Origin of the sequence: Gilliamella sp. wkB72, assembly GCF_001693745.1 — a bacterium.
Classification (GTDB): Bacteria; Pseudomonadota; Gammaproteobacteria; order Enterobacterales; family Orbaceae; genus Gilliamella; species Gilliamella apicola_E.
Window position 1 is genome coordinate 35,992 of record NZ_LZEI01000027.1, and the last position, 17,256, is coordinate 53,247.

The 17,256-nt window shown below is 35.8% G+C and carries 16 protein-coding genes; 7 read left to right on the forward strand and 9 right to left on the reverse strand.

Features of this window, described 5'->3' with window-relative positions:
* Window positions 1-21: 21 nt before the first annotated feature.
* The 7 genes from rpoB to pgk form a co-directional block, all read right to left on the reverse strand.
* The gene (gene rpoB / locus A9G07_RS11310) at window positions 22-4,050 is read right to left on the reverse strand and encodes a DNA-directed RNA polymerase subunit beta (RefSeq protein WP_065561816.1); all 4,029 of its coding nucleotides are present in this window, start codon (window positions 4,048-4,050) and stop codon (window positions 22-24) included.
* Between the two features lie 243 nt (window positions 4,051-4,293).
* On the reverse strand, window positions 4,294-4,662 hold the full coding sequence (gene rplL, locus A9G07_RS11315) for a 50S ribosomal protein L7/L12 (RefSeq protein WP_065561815.1): 369 nt from the start codon (window positions 4,660-4,662) through the stop codon (window positions 4,294-4,296).
* A gap of 58 nt (window positions 4,663-4,720) precedes the next feature.
* Complete coding sequence (rplJ, locus tag A9G07_RS11320; protein ID WP_065561814.1) at window positions 4,721-5,218, reverse strand: 50S ribosomal protein L10; 498 nt, start codon at window positions 5,216-5,218, stop codon at window positions 4,721-4,723.
* Between the two features lie 223 nt (window positions 5,219-5,441).
* Window positions 5,442-6,143 (reverse strand): 50S ribosomal protein L1, encoded by a 702-nt coding sequence (gene rplA, locus A9G07_RS11325; RefSeq protein WP_065561813.1) that lies wholly within the window; start codon window positions 6,141-6,143, stop codon window positions 5,442-5,444.
* Window positions 6,144-6,146: 3 nt separating this feature from the next.
* On the reverse strand, window positions 6,147-6,575 hold the full coding sequence (gene rplK / locus A9G07_RS11330) for a 50S ribosomal protein L11 (RefSeq protein WP_034884321.1): 429 nt from the start codon (window positions 6,573-6,575) through the stop codon (window positions 6,147-6,149).
* A 169-nt stretch (window positions 6,576-6,744) separates the two neighbouring features.
* Window positions 6,745-7,824, reverse strand: coding sequence for a class II fructose-bisphosphate aldolase (gene fbaA / locus A9G07_RS11335; RefSeq protein WP_065561812.1), 1,080 nt, complete (start codon window positions 7,822-7,824; stop codon window positions 6,745-6,747).
* A gap of 73 nt (window positions 7,825-7,897) precedes the next feature.
* Window positions 7,898-9,061 (reverse strand): phosphoglycerate kinase, encoded by a 1,164-nt coding sequence (pgk, locus tag A9G07_RS11340; RefSeq protein WP_065561811.1) that lies wholly within the window; start codon window positions 9,059-9,061, stop codon window positions 7,898-7,900.
* Between the two features lie 229 nt (window positions 9,062-9,290).
* Here pgk and rpsT point away from each other — a divergent pair, with 229 nt between their 5' ends.
* The 4 genes from rpsT (at window position 9,291) to dtd (ending at window position 11,554) form a co-directional block, all read left to right on the forward strand.
* Window positions 9,291-9,554, forward strand: a complete 264-nt coding sequence (gene rpsT, locus A9G07_RS11345; protein WP_025316521.1) for a 30S ribosomal protein S20 — start codon at window positions 9,291-9,293, stop codon at window positions 9,552-9,554.
* 117 nt (window positions 9,555-9,671) lie between these two features.
* A complete protein-coding gene (locus A9G07_RS11350; protein WP_065735209.1) occupies window positions 9,672-10,256 on the forward strand; it encodes an SPOR domain-containing protein in 585 nt (194 codons plus the stop codon).
* Window positions 10,257-10,268: 12 nt separating this feature from the next.
* Entirely contained in the window at window positions 10,269-11,102 is an 834-nt protein-coding gene (locus A9G07_RS11355; RefSeq protein ID WP_065735210.1) for a virulence factor BrkB family protein, read from the forward strand.
* A gap of 17 nt (window positions 11,103-11,119) precedes the next feature.
* Entirely contained in the window at window positions 11,120-11,554 is a 435-nt protein-coding gene (dtd, locus tag A9G07_RS11360) for a D-aminoacyl-tRNA deacylase (protein WP_065735211.1), read from the forward strand.
* A gap of 3 nt (window positions 11,555-11,557) precedes the next feature.
* Here dtd and A9G07_RS11365 read toward each other — a convergent pair whose 3' ends face one another.
* The gene (locus A9G07_RS11365) at window positions 11,558-12,925 is read right to left on the reverse strand and encodes a histidine-type phosphatase (protein WP_065735212.1); all 1,368 of its coding nucleotides are present in this window, start codon (window positions 12,923-12,925) and stop codon (window positions 11,558-11,560) included.
* A gap of 185 nt (window positions 12,926-13,110) precedes the next feature.
* On the opposite strand from A9G07_RS11365, the gene dauA reads away from it, so the two are divergent.
* The gene (dauA, locus tag A9G07_RS11370) at window positions 13,111-14,784 is read left to right on the forward strand and encodes a C4-dicarboxylic acid transporter DauA (RefSeq protein WP_065735213.1); all 1,674 of its coding nucleotides are present in this window, start codon (window positions 13,111-13,113) and stop codon (window positions 14,782-14,784) included.
* 176 nt (window positions 14,785-14,960) lie between these two features.
* Entirely contained in the window at window positions 14,961-15,512 is a 552-nt protein-coding gene (locus A9G07_RS11375; RefSeq protein ID WP_065735214.1) for an HdeD family acid-resistance protein, read from the forward strand.
* 81 nt (window positions 15,513-15,593) lie between these two features.
* Here A9G07_RS11375 and rsgA read toward each other — a convergent pair whose 3' ends face one another.
* Window positions 15,594-16,619, reverse strand: coding sequence for a small ribosomal subunit biogenesis GTPase RsgA (gene rsgA / locus A9G07_RS11380; RefSeq protein WP_065735215.1), 1,026 nt, complete (start codon window positions 16,617-16,619; stop codon window positions 15,594-15,596).
* An 81-nt stretch (window positions 16,620-16,700) separates the two neighbouring features.
* Between rsgA and orn the strand changes: the two genes are divergently transcribed.
* Entirely contained in the window at window positions 16,701-17,255 is a 555-nt protein-coding gene (gene orn, locus A9G07_RS11385) for an oligoribonuclease (RefSeq protein ID WP_065561851.1), read from the forward strand.
* Window position 17,256 lies beyond the last annotated feature (1 nt).

The window sequence follows — 17,256 nt, forward strand, 5'->3', positions numbered from 1 at the left end:
AATCATTTCAGTTAGTTAAGATTACTCTTCATCTAACTCGATATTAATACCTAACGAACGAATCTCTTTTAATAATACATTAAATGATTCTGGAATCGCAGGCTCCATACGATGATCACCATCTACAATATTTTTATACATCTTAGTACGACCATTCACATCATCTGATTTAACAGTTAACATTTCTTGTAGAGTATAAGCAGCACCATATGCTTCAAGTGCCCATACTTCCATCTCACCGAAACGTTGACCACCAAATTGAGCTTTACCACCCAATGGTTGTTGTGTAACCAGACTATATGAACCTGTAGAACGCGCATGCATCTTATCATCAACTAAGTGATTCAATTTCAGCATATACATGTAACCTACAGTTACTGGACGTTCAAATTGCTCACCTGTACGACCATCAAACAATGTAATTTGACCTGAAGTTGGTAAATCACCCAGCTCAAGTAATGACTTGATTTCTTGCTCTTTTGCACCGTCAAACACTGGTGTAGCAAGTGGCATACCATTACGTAAGTTTTGTGCCAATGTCATCACTTCTTGGTCAGTAAATTCAGCAACATTGACTTTCTGTGCTGCCCCTAAACCAAGGTCATAAGCTTTCTGAATGAAATCACGTAATTTAGCTAACTCTTGCTGTTCTTTTAGCATTGCATCGATCTTCTGACCAATACCTTTTGCCGCCATACCTAAGTGAGTTTCTAAAATCTGACCGATGTTCATACGAGACGGAACACCAAGTGGATTCAATACGATATCAACTGGACGTCCTTTATCATCATATGGCATATCTTCAATTGGGTTGATTTTAGAGATAACCCCTTTGTTACCATGGCGACCCGCCATCTTATCACCAGGCTGAATTTGACGTTTAACTGCTAAGTAAACTTTAACAATTTTGAGAACTCCAGGTTGTAAATCATCACCTTGAGTAATCTTCATTCGTTTAGCTTCAAGCTTCTTATTAAATTCAGCTTTGATTTCATCATGTTGTTCAGCAAGTTGTTCTAATTGAGCTTGCTTACTTTCATTAGAAATACCAATGGTTAACCATTTTTCACGTGGTAAAGCATCTAATTTGTCTGCTTTAATACCACCAGAAATTAATACATCACGGATACGAGCAAACAATGCTGCTTCTAAAATTTTAAGTTCTTCAGTTAAGTCTTTTCTTACTTGCTTGAGTTGCATCTCTTCAATTTCAAGTGCACGTTTGTCTTTTTGTACACCATCACGAGTGAAGACTTGAACATCAATAACCGTACCTGAAACACCATTTGGTACACGTAATGAAGTATCTTTAACATCAGATGCTTTTTCACCGAAAATAGCACGTAGTAATTTCTCTTCTGGTGTTAATTGCGTTTCGCCTTTAGGCGTTACTTTACCAACAAGAATATCACCACCTTTTACTTCAGCGCCGATATAAACAATACCAGACTCATCAAGTTTAGAAAGTGCTGCTTCACCCACATTTGGAATATCAGCAGTAATTTCTTCAGCACCAAGTTTAGTATCACGAGATACACAAGATAGTTCTTGAATATGAATCGAAGTGAAACGATCATCTTGTACCACTTTTTCAGAGACTAAAATAGAATCCTCAAAGTTATAACCGTTCCATGGCATAAATGCCACGCGCATATTTTGACCAAGTGCTAACTCACCTAAATCCGTTGATGGGCCGTCTGCAAGTACATCACCACGCTCAACTTTTTCACCTAATTCCACGCATGGAATTTGGTTAATACAAGTATTTTGGTTAGAACGGGTATATTTAGTTAAGTTGTAAATATCAATACCTGTTTCACCGGCATACATTTCATCATCGTTAACGTTAATAACAATACGTGAAGCATCAACATATTGTACTGTACCGCCACGACGAGCAACCGCAGTTACACCTGAGTCAACCGCAACCGCGCGTTCCATACCAGTACCAACAAAAGGTTTTTCTGCTTTTAATGTTGGTACAGCTTGACGTTGCATGTTCGCACCCATCAAGGCACGGTTCGCATCATCGTGCTCAAGGAATGGGATTAATGAAGCACCAACAGAAACGATTTGTTGTGTTGATACGTCCATATAATGAACTTGTTCCGGGCTATATAAACCAGATTCACCATTTAAACGGCAAGTCACTAAATCTTCTTTAAAGCGACCATCGTCATCAAGATTTGAGTTAGCCTGAGCTATAACAAACTCACTTTCATCGATTGCTGATAAATAGTTAATCTCATCAGTCACAACACCGTCAATCACTCGACGATATGGCGTTTCTAAGAATCCATACTCATTGGTACGTGAATAAACCGCTAATGAGTTAATCAAACCGATGTTTGGACCTTCCGGCGTTTCAATCGGACATACACGACCATAATGTGTAGGATGCACGTCACGCACTTCAAAGCCTGCACGTTCACGAGTTAAACCACCTGGACCTAATGCAGAAATACGACGTTTGTGAGTAATTTCAGATAATGGATTGTTTTGATCCATAAACTGAGATAATTGGCTAGAACCAAAGAACTCACGAATTGCCGCTGAAATTGGTTTAGCATTGATCATATCTTGTGGCATTAATGAATCAAGATCACCTAAAGATAGACGCTCTTTTACAGCTCGTTCAACACGAACTAAACCAATACGGAATTGGTTTTCAGCCATTTCACCAACACTACGGATACGACGATTGCCTAAGTGATCGATATCATCAACTTCACCATGACCATTTCGGATGCTGATTAATTTCTTCATTACATCAACGATATCGGCTTTTGTTAAGACACTTTCGCCTTCAATATCGTCTCGTCCTAAAGAACGATTGAACTTCATACGACCTACCGCTGATAAGTCATAACGTTCGTCGGAGAAGAATAGATTATCAAATAACGCTTCGGCTGCTTCTTTTGTTGGTGGCTCGCCTGGACGCATCATTCGATAAATTTCAACTAATGCACCTAATCGATCACGTGTTGAATCAACATTTAATGTTTCAGAAATAAATGGTCCATGATCTAAATCATTAGTGAATAATGTTTCAATTTTCTTATAACCAGCATTGGTTAATTCAAGTAATAGTTCTAAAGAAATTGGCGTATTGGCAAAAGCAATAACCTCACCAGTTTCTTCATCAACATAATTTTTTGCTAAAACTTTATTTACAATATATTCAACTGGAACGTCGATTTTAGTTACTTTATCTTTTTCAAGCTCACGAATATGACGAGCTGTAATACGACGACCTTTTTCTGCGTAAACTTTGCCTTTAGATTCGATATCAAATAGCGCTGTTTCACCACGTAAACGCTCTGGCACAAGTTCCATTTTTAATTTTGATTTGCCTACTTCGAAAATAGTTTTTTCGAAGAACATATCTAAAATTTCTTCAGTTTCATAACCTAACGCACGTAAAATAATTGTTGCTGGAAGTTTACGACGACGGTCGATACGAGCAAAAAGATTATCTTTTGGATCAAATTCGAAATCAAGCCAAGAGCCACGATAAGGAATAATCCGAGCATTATATAAAACTTTACCAGAAGAGTGCGTTTTACCTTTATCACTGTCAAAGAACACACCTGGACTACGATGTAATTGTGAAACGATAACACGTTCAGTACCGTTAATCACAAAAGTACCATTGTCCGTCATTAAAGGGATTTCGCCCATATAGACGTCTTGCTCTTTAATATCTTTAACTGTTCCTTCTGGCGCATCTTTATCATAAATAACTAAACGTAATTTAACGCGCAATGGTGCTGAGTAAGTGATCCCTCTGATTTGACATTCTTTTACATCAAACACAGGTTCGCCCATTTTAAAGCTTACGTATTGTAACTCAGCGCTACCACTATAACTTTTTATCGGAAATATTGAACGGAATGCGGCTTCTAAGCCATATTGACCTTCTGGGTCTTGCTCAATAAACTTCTGGAACGAATCAAGTTGAATAGAAAGAAGATACGGTATATCCAAGACTTGTGGACGCTTACCAAAATTCTTACGAATTCGTTTTTTCTCGGTATAAGAGTAAACCATTAGTTCCTCAACTTGCTTATCTGCTATTTTAGCATGATTAAATATTCATCAGGGTACTACGAAATGATAACGCCTGACACCTCATCGAAAATATCTATAAATATCAATTGATTAGGCTTAATAAATATATTATTTCTTTATTACTTTTTATTGATAATCTTCAAATAAAATTATTTGACTTATTACAGCGCAAAAAGGCTGGAGGTATAAAACCCCCAGCCGTTTAGCTTGCTATTGATAAACTTACTTAAGTTCGACAACTGCACCAGATTCTTCAAGTGCCTTTTTAAGTTCATCTGCGTCAGCTTTGCTAACACCTTCTTTAACTGTTGCTGGAGCTGATTCAACAAGATCTTTTGCTTCTTTTAAGCCTAAGCCTGTTGCACCACGAACTGCTTTGATAACAGCTACTTTGTTAGCGCCAACATCTTTTAAGATTACATCAAATTCAGATTTTTCTTCAGCTGATTCAGCTGGACCAGCTGCTGCAACTGCTACAGCTGCTGCTGCAGAAACGCCAAATTTTTCTTCCATCATTGATACAAGTTCAACAACATCCATTACAGACATTTCTGCAACTGCATCTAAAATTTGTTCTTTAGTGATAGACATAATATAGTTTCCCAAATTTACATTTTTTTAATTAATAAAATTCACAATCACAGCGCTATTAAGCAGCTTGTTTTTGATCGCGAACCGCTGCAAGAGTACGAACCAATTTGCCAGCTGCGGCTTCTTTCATGGTTGACATCAAGCGAGCTAATGCTTCTTCATAAGTAGGTAATGTTGCTAAGCGATCAATGTTCGCTGCAGTAATTAACTCACCTTCAAAGGCTGCGGCTTTAATCTCAAAATTATCATTTTCTTTTGCAAACGCTTTAAAAATACGCGCAGCAGCACCTGGGTGCTCATTTGAAAATGCAATTAGAGTTGGACCAACAAACGAATCTTTTAAGCACTCGTATTGAGTTCCCTCAACAACACGGCGTAATAAGGTGTTACGAACAACACGCATATAAACACCAGCTTCACGAGCAGATTTACGTAATGCAGTCATGTTTTCTACAGTTACGCCACGAGAGTCAGCTACAACTGCAGATAGCGCACCTTTGGCGATTTCATTAACTTCAGCAACAATTTCTTGTTTATTTTGAAGATTTAGTGCCATTGGTATTGCTCCTGGATTAAACTAGGCAAAGCCTAGAATTATTTAAACTAACTACAAATGTAGTTAGCACAATCACGATGAGCAGAATGCCTGTATTATATCTTATCAGGTTCTGTCACCGTCTACGTAGGAAGATTAAGTAATTAAATATCAATTACACCTACGGTCTTGGACGGGGTCTGGTTAAGGCCAGACACCAACCGATTCTTTGTTTAACAATTAATTAAACAGATGCATTTAAAGTTGCTTGGTCGATAGCAACACCAGCGCCCATTGTAGTAGAAAGACTAACTTTCTTCACAAATACACCTTTTGAAGATGCTGGTTTTGCACGTTTTAATGCAACAAGTAATGCTTCTAAATTCTCTTTAAGCTTATCTGCATCGAAATCAGCTTTACCGATAGTAGTATGGATAATACCATTTTTATCATTACGGTAACGGATTTGACCAGCTTTAGCGTTTTTCACAGCTTCAGCAACGTTAGGTGTTACAGTACCAACTTTAGGGTTTGGCATTAAACCACGTGGCCCTAAAATTTGACCTAATTGACCAACAACACGCATAGCGTCTGGAGATGCAATAACAACATCAAAGTCCATTTCGCCTTTTTTGATTTGATCCGCTAGATCATCCATACCAACTAATTCAGCACCAGCTTCTTTAGCAGCATCAGCGTTTGCACCTTGAGTAAATACAGCAACACGTACACTACGTCCGGTACCGTGAGGAAGAACGATAGCACCACGCACATTTTGATCTGATTTACGTGAATCAATACCTAAATTAACTGCAACATCAACGCTTTCAGTAAATTTAGCAGTAGCAAATTCTTTTAATAAAGCGATTGCTTCATTGATTTCATATTGTTTAGTCGCGTTTACTTTTTCGCGGATAAGTTTAGCTTTCTTAGATAATTTAGCCATGAATTAACCCTCCACTTCCAAGCCCATTGAACGAGCAGTACCTTCAATAGAACGCATCATCGTTTCAATAGTTGCACCATTCATATCAGCAGCTTTCAATTCAGCGATTTCACGAATTTGAGCGCTTGTTACTTTACCTACTTTTTTCTTATTAGGCTCACCAGAACCAGACTTGATTTTAGCTGCTTTCTTTAATAATACAGCCGCAGGAGGAGTCTTAGTTACAAAAGTAAATGAACGGTCAGAATATACTGTAATAACAACAGGAATAGGTAGACCTTTTTCCATGCTTTCTGTTTTAGCGTTAAATGCTTTACAGAATTCCATGATGTTAACACCATGTTGACCAAGTGCTGGACCAACTGGTGGACTAGGATTTGCTGCACCAGCTGCAACTTGCAACTTGATGTAGGCTTGTACTTTTTTTGCCATTTTAGTTTCCTTTTTCTCGGGTGCAAACGCTTCTATTAATCAATAGACAGCTCCCCTAAGTTAAATGAGGGCGAAATTATCCTACAACTAATACAAAAATGCAAGACTTTTTATTAGCGGATAAAATAAAAGCAGGAATAGCCCTGCTTTTATATAATAATGAATGATATTAAAGTACGTCGATCGCATTAAGTTCTTTAAATGCAAGTTCTAAACGAGCAACTAAAGATTCTTGACCTTTACGTAACCATACGCGTGGATCATAATATTTTTTATTTGGAGCATCAACGCCTTCAGGATTACCTAATTGACCTTGAAGGTAAGCTTCATTTGCTTTGTAATATTCTAAAACACCAGCCCAGTTTGCCCATTGCGTATCAGTATCGATGTTCATTTTAACAACACCGTAACTTACTGCTTCTGCAATTTCTTCAGGAGTAGAACCAGAACCACCATGGAACACAAAGTTCAATGATTTAGCTGGTAAATTGAATTTCTCAGATACATATTTTTGAGAGTTATCTAAAATTTTTGGCGTTAATTTAACATTACCTGGTTTATAAACACCATGAACGTTACCGAATGAAGCTGCGATAGTGAAACGTGGGCTAATTGCACTTAAACGTTCATAAGCATAAGCAACATCTTCAGGTTGTGTATAAAGTGCTGAACTATCCATATGGCTATTGTCAACACCATCTTCTTCACCACCAGTACAACCAAGCTCTAATTCTAATGTCATTTTCATTGCTGACATACGAGCAAGATATTGACAACAAATATCAATATTATCTTTTAAAGATTCTTCTGAAAGATCGATCATGTGAGAAGAGAATAGAGGTTTACCCGTTTTAGCAAAGTGAGCTTCACCAGCGTCAAGTAATCCATCAACCCATGGAAGAAGTTTTTTAGCACAGTGGTCGGTATGAACGATAACTGGCACACCATATTTTTCAGCCATAAGGTGAACATGTTTAGCGCCAGAAATTGCACCTAAAACAGCAGTTTCTTGCCCATCTAATTTCAATCCTTTACCTGCGATGAATTGAGCACCACCATTAGAGAATTGAACGATAACAGCAGAACCAACTTTAGCCGCAGTTTCGATTACTGCATTAATTGTATTAGTGTCAACACAGTTAACAGCTGGTAATGCAAAATTATTTTCACGAGCAACTTGAAACACTTTTTGAACATCATCACCGGTTACAACACCAGGTTTAACGACATCAGAAATCTTTGTAGCCATTTTAATACCTATAGATTTATTTATATAAAAATTAAAGGATGAGTGATTGGCTCATCCTTCATATAGAAAATTATTACGCTTTTGCTCTCTCTTCTAGCATTGCAACAGCAGGAAGTTTTTTACCTTCTACAAACTCTAGGAAGGCACCACCACCAGTTGAAATATAAGAGATTTTATCTTCAATACCAAATAAATCAATTGCAGCTAATGTATCACCACCACCTGCGATTGAGAAACCTTGGCTGTCAGCAATTGCTTTAGCAACAATCTCGGTACCACGACGGAAATTAGGGAACTCAAATACGCCAACAGGGCCATTCCATAATATAGTTTTGGCTTTTTTGATAATGTCTGCTAATGCTTCAGCTGATTTATCACCTAAATCAAGAATTTGTTCATTCTCTTTTACATCAGCAACTGATTTTTCAGTAGCTGTCGCAGTTTCACTAAACTCTGTTGCTACACGAACATCAGTAGGAACTGGAATATGACAATTAGCCATTAATTTTTTTGCTTCAGGAATTAAATCAGCTTCATAAAGTGATTTACCCACATTATAGCCTTCAGCTGCGATGAATGTATTTGCGATACCACCACCAACAATAATTTGGTCAGCGATTTTTGATAAAGAATCAAGAACAGTCAATTTTGTTGATACTTTAGAACCAGCAACAATCGCAACCATTGGACGAGCTGGATTATCTAACGCTTTACCTAAAGCATCAAGTTCAGCTGCTAATAATGGACCGGCACAAGCAACTGGCGCAAATTTACCAGCTCCATGAGTTGAAGCTTGAGCACGGTGAGCAGTACCAAATGCATCCATTACATAGATATCACAAAGTGCTGCATATTTTTTAGATAAAGTTTCATCATCTTTACCTTCGCCTACATTAAAACGTACGTTTTCAAGAACAACTAGTTCGCCTTCTTTAACGTCAACACCGTTAAGATAATCTTTTACTAGACGAACAGGGAAAGAAACATGTTCTTTTAAATAATCAACCACTGGTTGTAGAGAGAACTCAGGGTTATATTCGCCTTCAGTTGGACGGCCAATATGAGAAGTAACCATTACTTTAGCGCCTTTTTTAATGGCTTCTTCAATAGTCGGTAATGATGCTTTAATTCGAGCATCAGAAGTAACCTTACCATTTTTGACCGGCACATTAAGATCTGAGCGAATAAATAAACGTTTCCCTTTTAGATCAAGATCTTGCATTCTAATGATAGACATGAGACTTCCTCTTTTAAATATAAAAACAATAAAATTTTTGCTATTCTAACATAAAATTTCTTTTTAGGTTACATCCATTATCGGTTATATAGTAAACATTTAGTAGAAATTAGTAATTTATACTATATAGGAAATTTTTTTATGTAACAGCATTGACAATAGAAAGAAAATCAGGCATATTTCCCCGCCTTATTAATATGTATTTTTTATCTAAACTTGGGAGTTGACTTTGGCTAATATCAAATCAGCTAAGAAGCGTGCGGTTCAGTCCGAAAAACGCCGTAAACATAATGCTAGTAACCGTTCAATGATGCGTACTTATATTAAAAAAGTTTACGCAGCTGTAGCAGCTGGTGATAAACAAACAGCTGAAGTAGCATTCAAAGACATGCAAGCAGTTGTTGACCGTCAAGCGGCTCGTGGTCTAATCCACAAAAACAAAGCAGCACGTCATAAAGCGAATTTAATTAAACAGATTAAAGCATTAGCTTAATTTTCTAATCTGTTGACAATAGAGTTAAAGAAAATTGAAAAAAAGTGGTGTAAGCCACTTTTTTTATTTATATACTATTATTTAAATTTATGTGAATAAAAGAAAAGAGAGCGTATTGTGGTTCAGCGTGATTATGTAAGAAAAAAGAGCCAATCAAAAGGAAAAGCTAAAAAAAATAAGTCACGATTATTCCCATCTTTAATGATATTCCTTGCAATCATCATTATTATTTTGTTTTCTTCTATTCTATATTATCTTTCAACCAATTCTTCTGAAAAACCAGTTGAAAAACCAAAAGTCAAAACTGAATCTCCAGCAATAACCCTGCCGGAAAAACCACAAGAACGCTGGACTTACCTTAAAGAATTGGAAACACCAAATGCTAGTAGCAACTCAAATAAAATGGCAAGTGAACGGCAACAAATATTAGATAGCTTTATGAATAACACCACGACCACATCTACTATATCATCAAGTAATGATAATAATAAATGGTTACTACAATGTGGTGCTTTTAAAGATAAAACAAATGCAGATACATTAAAAGCATCTTTGGCAATGACCGGTATTAGTGGTAACATATCTTTAAGTCAGCAGTTATATCGAGTTACCGTTGGGCCTTATACAAATAAAGGTGATGTGCAAAAAGCATTAAACACTTTAAAAACGAATGGAATTAATAACTGTATTATTTCTAATTAAATAAGATATATTATGAATATACTTAAGCATATACAGACCTTTTTGGTAATGTTATGGTCTCGTATAAATCATGATCGTTTAACCTCATCCTCGGCAGAACTAGCTTATACGACAATACTTGCATTAGTCCCATTAATAACTGTTGTGTTTTCTTTACTTTCTGCGTTTCCTATGTTTAATGAAGTTAGCCAATCATTAAAACAGCTCATTTATAGCAATCTTGTCCCTACTGCAAGTGACACCATTCAAAATTACCTAGAACAATTTATTGCCAATACAAAAAAAATGACATTTATCGGAATTATCGGTTTAATAGTAACATCATTACTACTTATTAATTCTATTAATAATGCACTAAACCGTATCTGGCAAACCAAACGTAAACGTTCATTCATGTATAACTTAACCATGTATTGGACAATTTTAACATTAGGTCCTATTTTAGTTGGCTCAAGTGTTGCAGTAAGTTCTTATATATTTTCCCTAAAATGGTTATCGAATGCTGCTAGTGGTGATCTCCTACTAAGTACTTTACCATTTATCATATCGGTTGTTGGATTTTGGTTGCTCTACAGCATTATTCCAACTGAATCAATTCCATTTAAAGAAGCAGCAATTGGTGCGTTAGTTGCAGCAATATTATTCGAAATTGGTAAACGCGCTTTTGCGCTGTATGTTACTTCTTTTCCGACTTATCAACTTATTTATGGGGTAGTTTCCTCAATTCCCATTATGTTAGTTTGGATCTACTGCTCATGGTGTATTGTTTTGTTTGGCGCCGAATTTGCAGCAACACTCGCTGACTATAATAAACAACAAAAAGCGCTATTAAAGCCCCAATCTTAACTGGAATAATATAAATTATGATTGCCTTAATCCAACGTGTAAAACAAGCATCGGTTTCTGTTGATAATCAAATTATTGGTCAAATCGATCAGGGATTACTTGTTTTACTCGGTATTGAACAAGATGACAACGAGCAAAAAGCAATACGCTTGAGTGAAAAAGTACTCGGCTATCGTATTTTCAGTGATACTAATGACAAAATGAATCTCAATGTTCAGCAAATAAACGGAAAATTGTTGGTTGTCTCTCAATTCACCCTGGCCGCTGATACTCAAAAAGGTATGCGCCCAAGTTTCACAAAAGGTGCTCCACCCGATAAAGCTAATGAACTTTATCAATTTTTTGTTAGACAATGTCAGCAACAAATTGAGACACAAACTGGACAATTTGCCGCTGACATGCAGGTTTCTCTTATTAACGATGGACCCGTAACTTTTTGGCTACAAGTTTAAAAATTATTTTACTTTATTTAGCCATTCTAAAGATGTGTTATTATCAGTAAAACCTAGTTTACTCAGCTTATTTTCATAAAACTGTTTTACCTCGTCCCAACGGTAGTACGGATAATTATCGGTTTTCAATGGTAAATGCACTTCTCTTTCATTTAACATCACTTTGATTAATATGGGTTGATGGGGTTGATTGCTTTGGTAAAAAATCCATTGAATATTAGCGCCCATAGGAATAATTTTTTCTGCTTGCCAAACGAATGGATAATCCACGACTGAGTTAACAGCAGTATAAGTGCCTTCAAGTTCAAGCAATGTTGCTAATGGCGAAATAGTTTCAGCATGAGCAAACCGTAAATTAGCATCAATATTTTTATCAGTTATTGCCTTATCAGCTGTTTTTAACATATCCAACAATAATGGCGCAGCAATTTTAATCTGGATACCATTCGCATCAAACGCTGGACCAATTTGTAAAAAATTTTTAGAAGTGACTACCGTGTCAAACCATAATAACTGATTTTTAGTGAAATATAGGCTAAAATCAAGATGATTATCCGCTAAAATTTCAGGAGAAAATGATAATAACTCCTGGTAAAGTTGATAAACTGCAATGACAAAATCTGCTGTTTTAATTGAAGATTTTTCAGGTAAAGAAATCCCAATATTCAACTCATTACAAAAGCCTTGAGTAAATATCAAACTTGCAACATTTTGACTCATCTCTACTGTTTTAGTCGAATTTTCTAGCGATTTTAAGGCATTTTTAACACTTTTACTCTTTTTATATTCTTTATAAGTCGGAGAATATTCAAAAAAACGTAATAGTGTTTGTTGATCTTCTGGTTGTTGATAAATATTGATATCAGAATAGTTATTTTTAAATGTTTTAATAAAAATTTCTGCTGTTTCTTTAGCTCTTGGTGAGGTTGATGATATCACTTCGATTTTTTGTCCTTTAAAAACCGTTGGGTTATTGGCTAACATGCGTTGACTAATTAAACTAATATCTTTTCGACCAAGATCAGTAAGCTGACCATAATGATTTTTATTCAATGCTTTAATACGAATAATTTGCCTTAATAATGATTTTCCCATTTCGGTTAATTGATTATTTTTATCAGCCAAAATTAATACGTTATAAGCAATATCTTCATATTTAGGTTTACTAATATAACGTGAACCATGCCGACCAATATGATCAATATAAAATGCTTGATATCCATCTGGTGCAGGAGTCTGTTGTTTATCATACTGATACGCGGTCTTTGAACCTGATGTTATCATTTCTGCAAAACTTAATGGTGAAAACATCAGTAAACTGATGACTAAGATTAAAAATTGGATAAAAAAAGATTGTTTTATAAAAGACATAATGACTCCTACCTAATAATATAAGAGCAAAATAACAAGAGCGTGCTTTTAAAGCATTTTATACCATTAATCACATAATTTAACTGAAAATCATACAATTATTTTTAGAATACTCTTTCAATTTTTTAAAAAAAGATTATCTTATTAGCTACTTTTTATAACTCATTTAACTGCTTTAAAACATAATGAAATTATATGGCCTTTCTGGTATTAAAATAAGCTGTGCGTTTATATCTGCATGCATAAATACTCCTTACAACACAACTCGTTTTCTTAAAGATTTAATTGCCGGAATAACGGTTGGCATTATTGCTATCCCACTTGCTATGGCTTTAGCTATTGCAAGTGGTGTTGCCCCTCAACATGGCCTCTATACCGCAATTATAGCAGGCTTCGTGATAGCTCTCACTGGAGGATCACGTTTTAGTGTTTCCGGCCCAACTGCGGCGTTTGTGGTCATTCTATATCCTGTTTCCATACAATTTGGCTTATCAGGTCTATTAATTGCCACTCTACTTTCAGGCATTTTTTTAATATTGATGGGTGTAATTCGTTTAGGTCGATTAATCGAATACATTCCTCTACCAGTGGTGCTAGGTTTTACTTCTGGTATTGCAATAACCATCGCCACCATGCAGATAAAAGATTTTTTTGGCTTAACACTAGAACACATGCCAGAAAATTATGTTAATAAAGTTATTGAACTAGTTAAAGCTTTTCCAACCATTAATATCGCAGATACCTTTGTTGGCTTAGTTACACTGATTGTTTTAATCATGTGGCCAAAATTTCGAGTAAAAATATCTGGCCATTTACCGGCTTTAATTGCTGGCATACTAACCATGTTAGTATTCAATCAATTTGGCTATCAAATCGAAACAATCGGTTCACGATTCACTTATACATTAGCCGATAACACTGTTGGTCATGGTATTCCGCCTGTTTTACCAGAATTTATCTTACCATGGGAACATGCAAGTTTCACATGGGATTGGTCAACAATAACCGCTTTAATTCCAATCTCATTAACGATGGCTATGTTATGTGCGATTGAATCACTATTATGCGCAGTTGTATTAGATGAAATGACCCATACAAAACATCATTCAAATAGCGAACTGATTGGCCAAGGTTTAGGAAATATCATTGCGCCATTTTTTGGTGGCATTTCAGCAACAGCGGCTATTGCGCGTTCAGCGGCAAATGTCAAAGCGGGCGCAACATCGCCAATTGCCGCCGTATTGCATTCATTAATCGTATTATTGGCACTTATCTGTTTTGCCCCACTTTTATCATTTATTCCATTATCAGCTATGGCAGCATTATTATTAATTGTTGCATGGAATATGAGTGCCATTCAACGCGTTATCTACATTATTAAATGCGCGCCTAAAGACGATATCATGATCATGCTTATTTGCATGTCCCTTACCGTATTATTCGACATGGTAATCGCTATTACGCTTGGAATTGTATTAGCCTCAATCTTGTTTATGCGTCGTATTGCTAGTATGACTCGTTTGGTCGAATTGAATCAAAGCAATGAAAAGACGTTAGTGCTAAGAATTAATGGTCCATTATTCTTTGCGGCTGCTGAACGGACTTTTTTAGAGTTATACCAAAAAATCAATGGTTATCAACATATTGTTTTACAATGGGATGCGGTACCTATCCTAGATGCAGGAGGCTTAAATGCACTTATCCATTTTATTGATGAATTACCAGAGTCAGTTGATTTATCTATTTGCGAATTGCAATTCCAACCATTAAAAACCTTAGCTCGGGCGAGAATTGTACCTGTATCAAATAAATTAATGTTTTATTCAACTTTAGATGAAGCACTGAAAGATAAAATTTAATATCAAAATTGATTTTATTATATTGATTAAATATTATACTTAGTGAAAGTAAATCGTCCGAGTTTTCACTAAGTATTTTTTATCAGCTATGTACACTTCCCTTTTTCATATGAGTCAAGATTAACTCAGAAAGATGGTGTTCATTTAATACATTACATTAACAACAGGAAATAAATATGATAGCTAATGAAAACACTATTCAAAGTTTTAAACAAAAATCAAATTGGTTTATTATTATTGGTATAGTTTTAATTATTCTCGGTTGCTTGGCATTGGGGTACAAATTCATAGCCACCGTTTTTTCTGTTTATTTTATCGGTTCACTCCTTTTTATCGCAGGGATTATCCAAGTAATCCACTCTTTTAACATCAAAGGATTTGGCCAAACTGCTTTATGGGCAATCATGGGGATTTTATATATCTTCATTGGTGCTATGTCGTTTTTCCAACCAATTGCTGTCTCAAGTGCATTGACATTATTGATTTCTTTATTATTGACAATGAGTGGATTTACTCAAATTTTTGCAGCAATGAATAACCGCAACATACCTCGTTGGGGATGGATCATTTTTTCGGGAATTATTAACATTATTTTAGGTCTTATGCTAATAGCAGGCTGGCCATATGATAGTGTTTACGTATTAGGAATGTTTTTAGGTATAGATTTAGTTTTCCAAGGCTTTGCTTATTTTGCAATTGGTTTTGCACTAAAAAATCATAGATCTTAAATTTCATTTTATTGCTCACAAGTCATGTTGTGAGCAATAAGCCTCAACAGTTCAAAAATAAAACTTTCTAACCAAAAGCAACTATTTATAACTTTTATTGGTTTTCGCTTTGACTTCGCGCATTGACTGTAATATTCGATGGTAATTATCTAACCTTGATGGTGCAATCGCGCCTTGTGCAACAGCTTTCTGGAGTAAACATCCCGGTGTATCTAAGTGATTACAATCACGAAATTGGCAACCTCCTAAATAATCATCAAATTCAACAAAACCAGCAATAACTTGCTCTGGCTCTAAATGCCATAAACCAAACTCACGAATTCCTGGTGAATCAATAATATCCCCACCATTTGGTAAATGATAAAGCCGAGTTGAAGTTGTGGTATGTTGGCCAAGCCCAGATATTTCAGATACTTCACCGGTTAGCGTAGCTTGGTTGTGAGGCAATAGTAAATTGATGATACTGGATTTACCGACACCTGATTGACCAACTAAAATAGAAATTTTACCATCTAAAACCTTCTGTAAAGGTTCAATACCTTGTTGTGACTGACATGAAACAAATAAAACCTGATAACCAATTTTAGTGTAAATAAGAAACTGTTGCTCAATTTCTTGTTTTTTTTGCTCATCAAGTAAATCAATTTTATTCAATACGATAATAGGTTTAATTTTCGTCACCTCACAAGCGACTAAATACCGATCGATGATATTAAACGATAATTCAGGTAAAACGGCTGAAATAATAACAATTTGATCGACATTTGCTGCAACAGGCTTAACTCCATCATAAAAATCAGGCCGTACTAACTCGGAATGACGAGGATGAACTGCTTCAATAATACCATTAGTATTCGGTTCCAAACTCTCACGCCACAATACTTTATCCCCCGTCACTAATGACGGTAAAGTACGGCGAATACTACATCGATAAATAATCCCAGCATTATCTTCAACATCCGCTGATTTGCCAAACCTACTTACCACCACCCCATCACGAGGCGCAGAGAAATTTGATAGATTTTCATCCATCTTAGTTTCTAAACGTTGTTGATGCTTAGCGGCCATACGCCTTTTTTGATTTTTTGAAAGTTGATTTTTTGCCACGGTTGCTAATTTTTTTGGTCAAACAGTTTAGTACTTATGCTACACTACTCAGCATTAAAAAGAAAATTTATACCACAAATTATGACTACTCTATCAAATAATCTGATATGGATTGATCTGGAGATGACAGGCCTCAATCCAAATAGCGATCGCATTATCGAAATCGCAACTATTGTAACTGATTCTAATTTAAATATTCTCGCTGAAGGTCCAGTCATTGCCATTCATCAAACAGATGAACAACTTGCGCTTATGGATGATTGGAATCAAAAAACGCATGGCAAGTCAGGATTAATCGATCGTGTTCGTCAAAGTACGGTTACCGAACAACAAGCTGAACAACAAACTCTTGCGTTTTTAAAACAATGGGTTCCCGAAAACTGTTCACCAATCTGTGGTAATACGATTGGTCAAGACCGACGTTTTCTGTTCAATTATATGCCAAATCTAGAAAAGTATTTTCATTACCGTTATTTAGATGTCAGTACGATTAAAGAATTAGCCAGACGCTGGAAACCTGAAATATTAAAAGGTATCAGTAAACAGAGTTCTCACCAAGCGTTAGATGATATTCGCGACTCAATCGCTGAATTACTTTATTACCGACAACACTTTTTCAATCTAACTAATGAGTAAT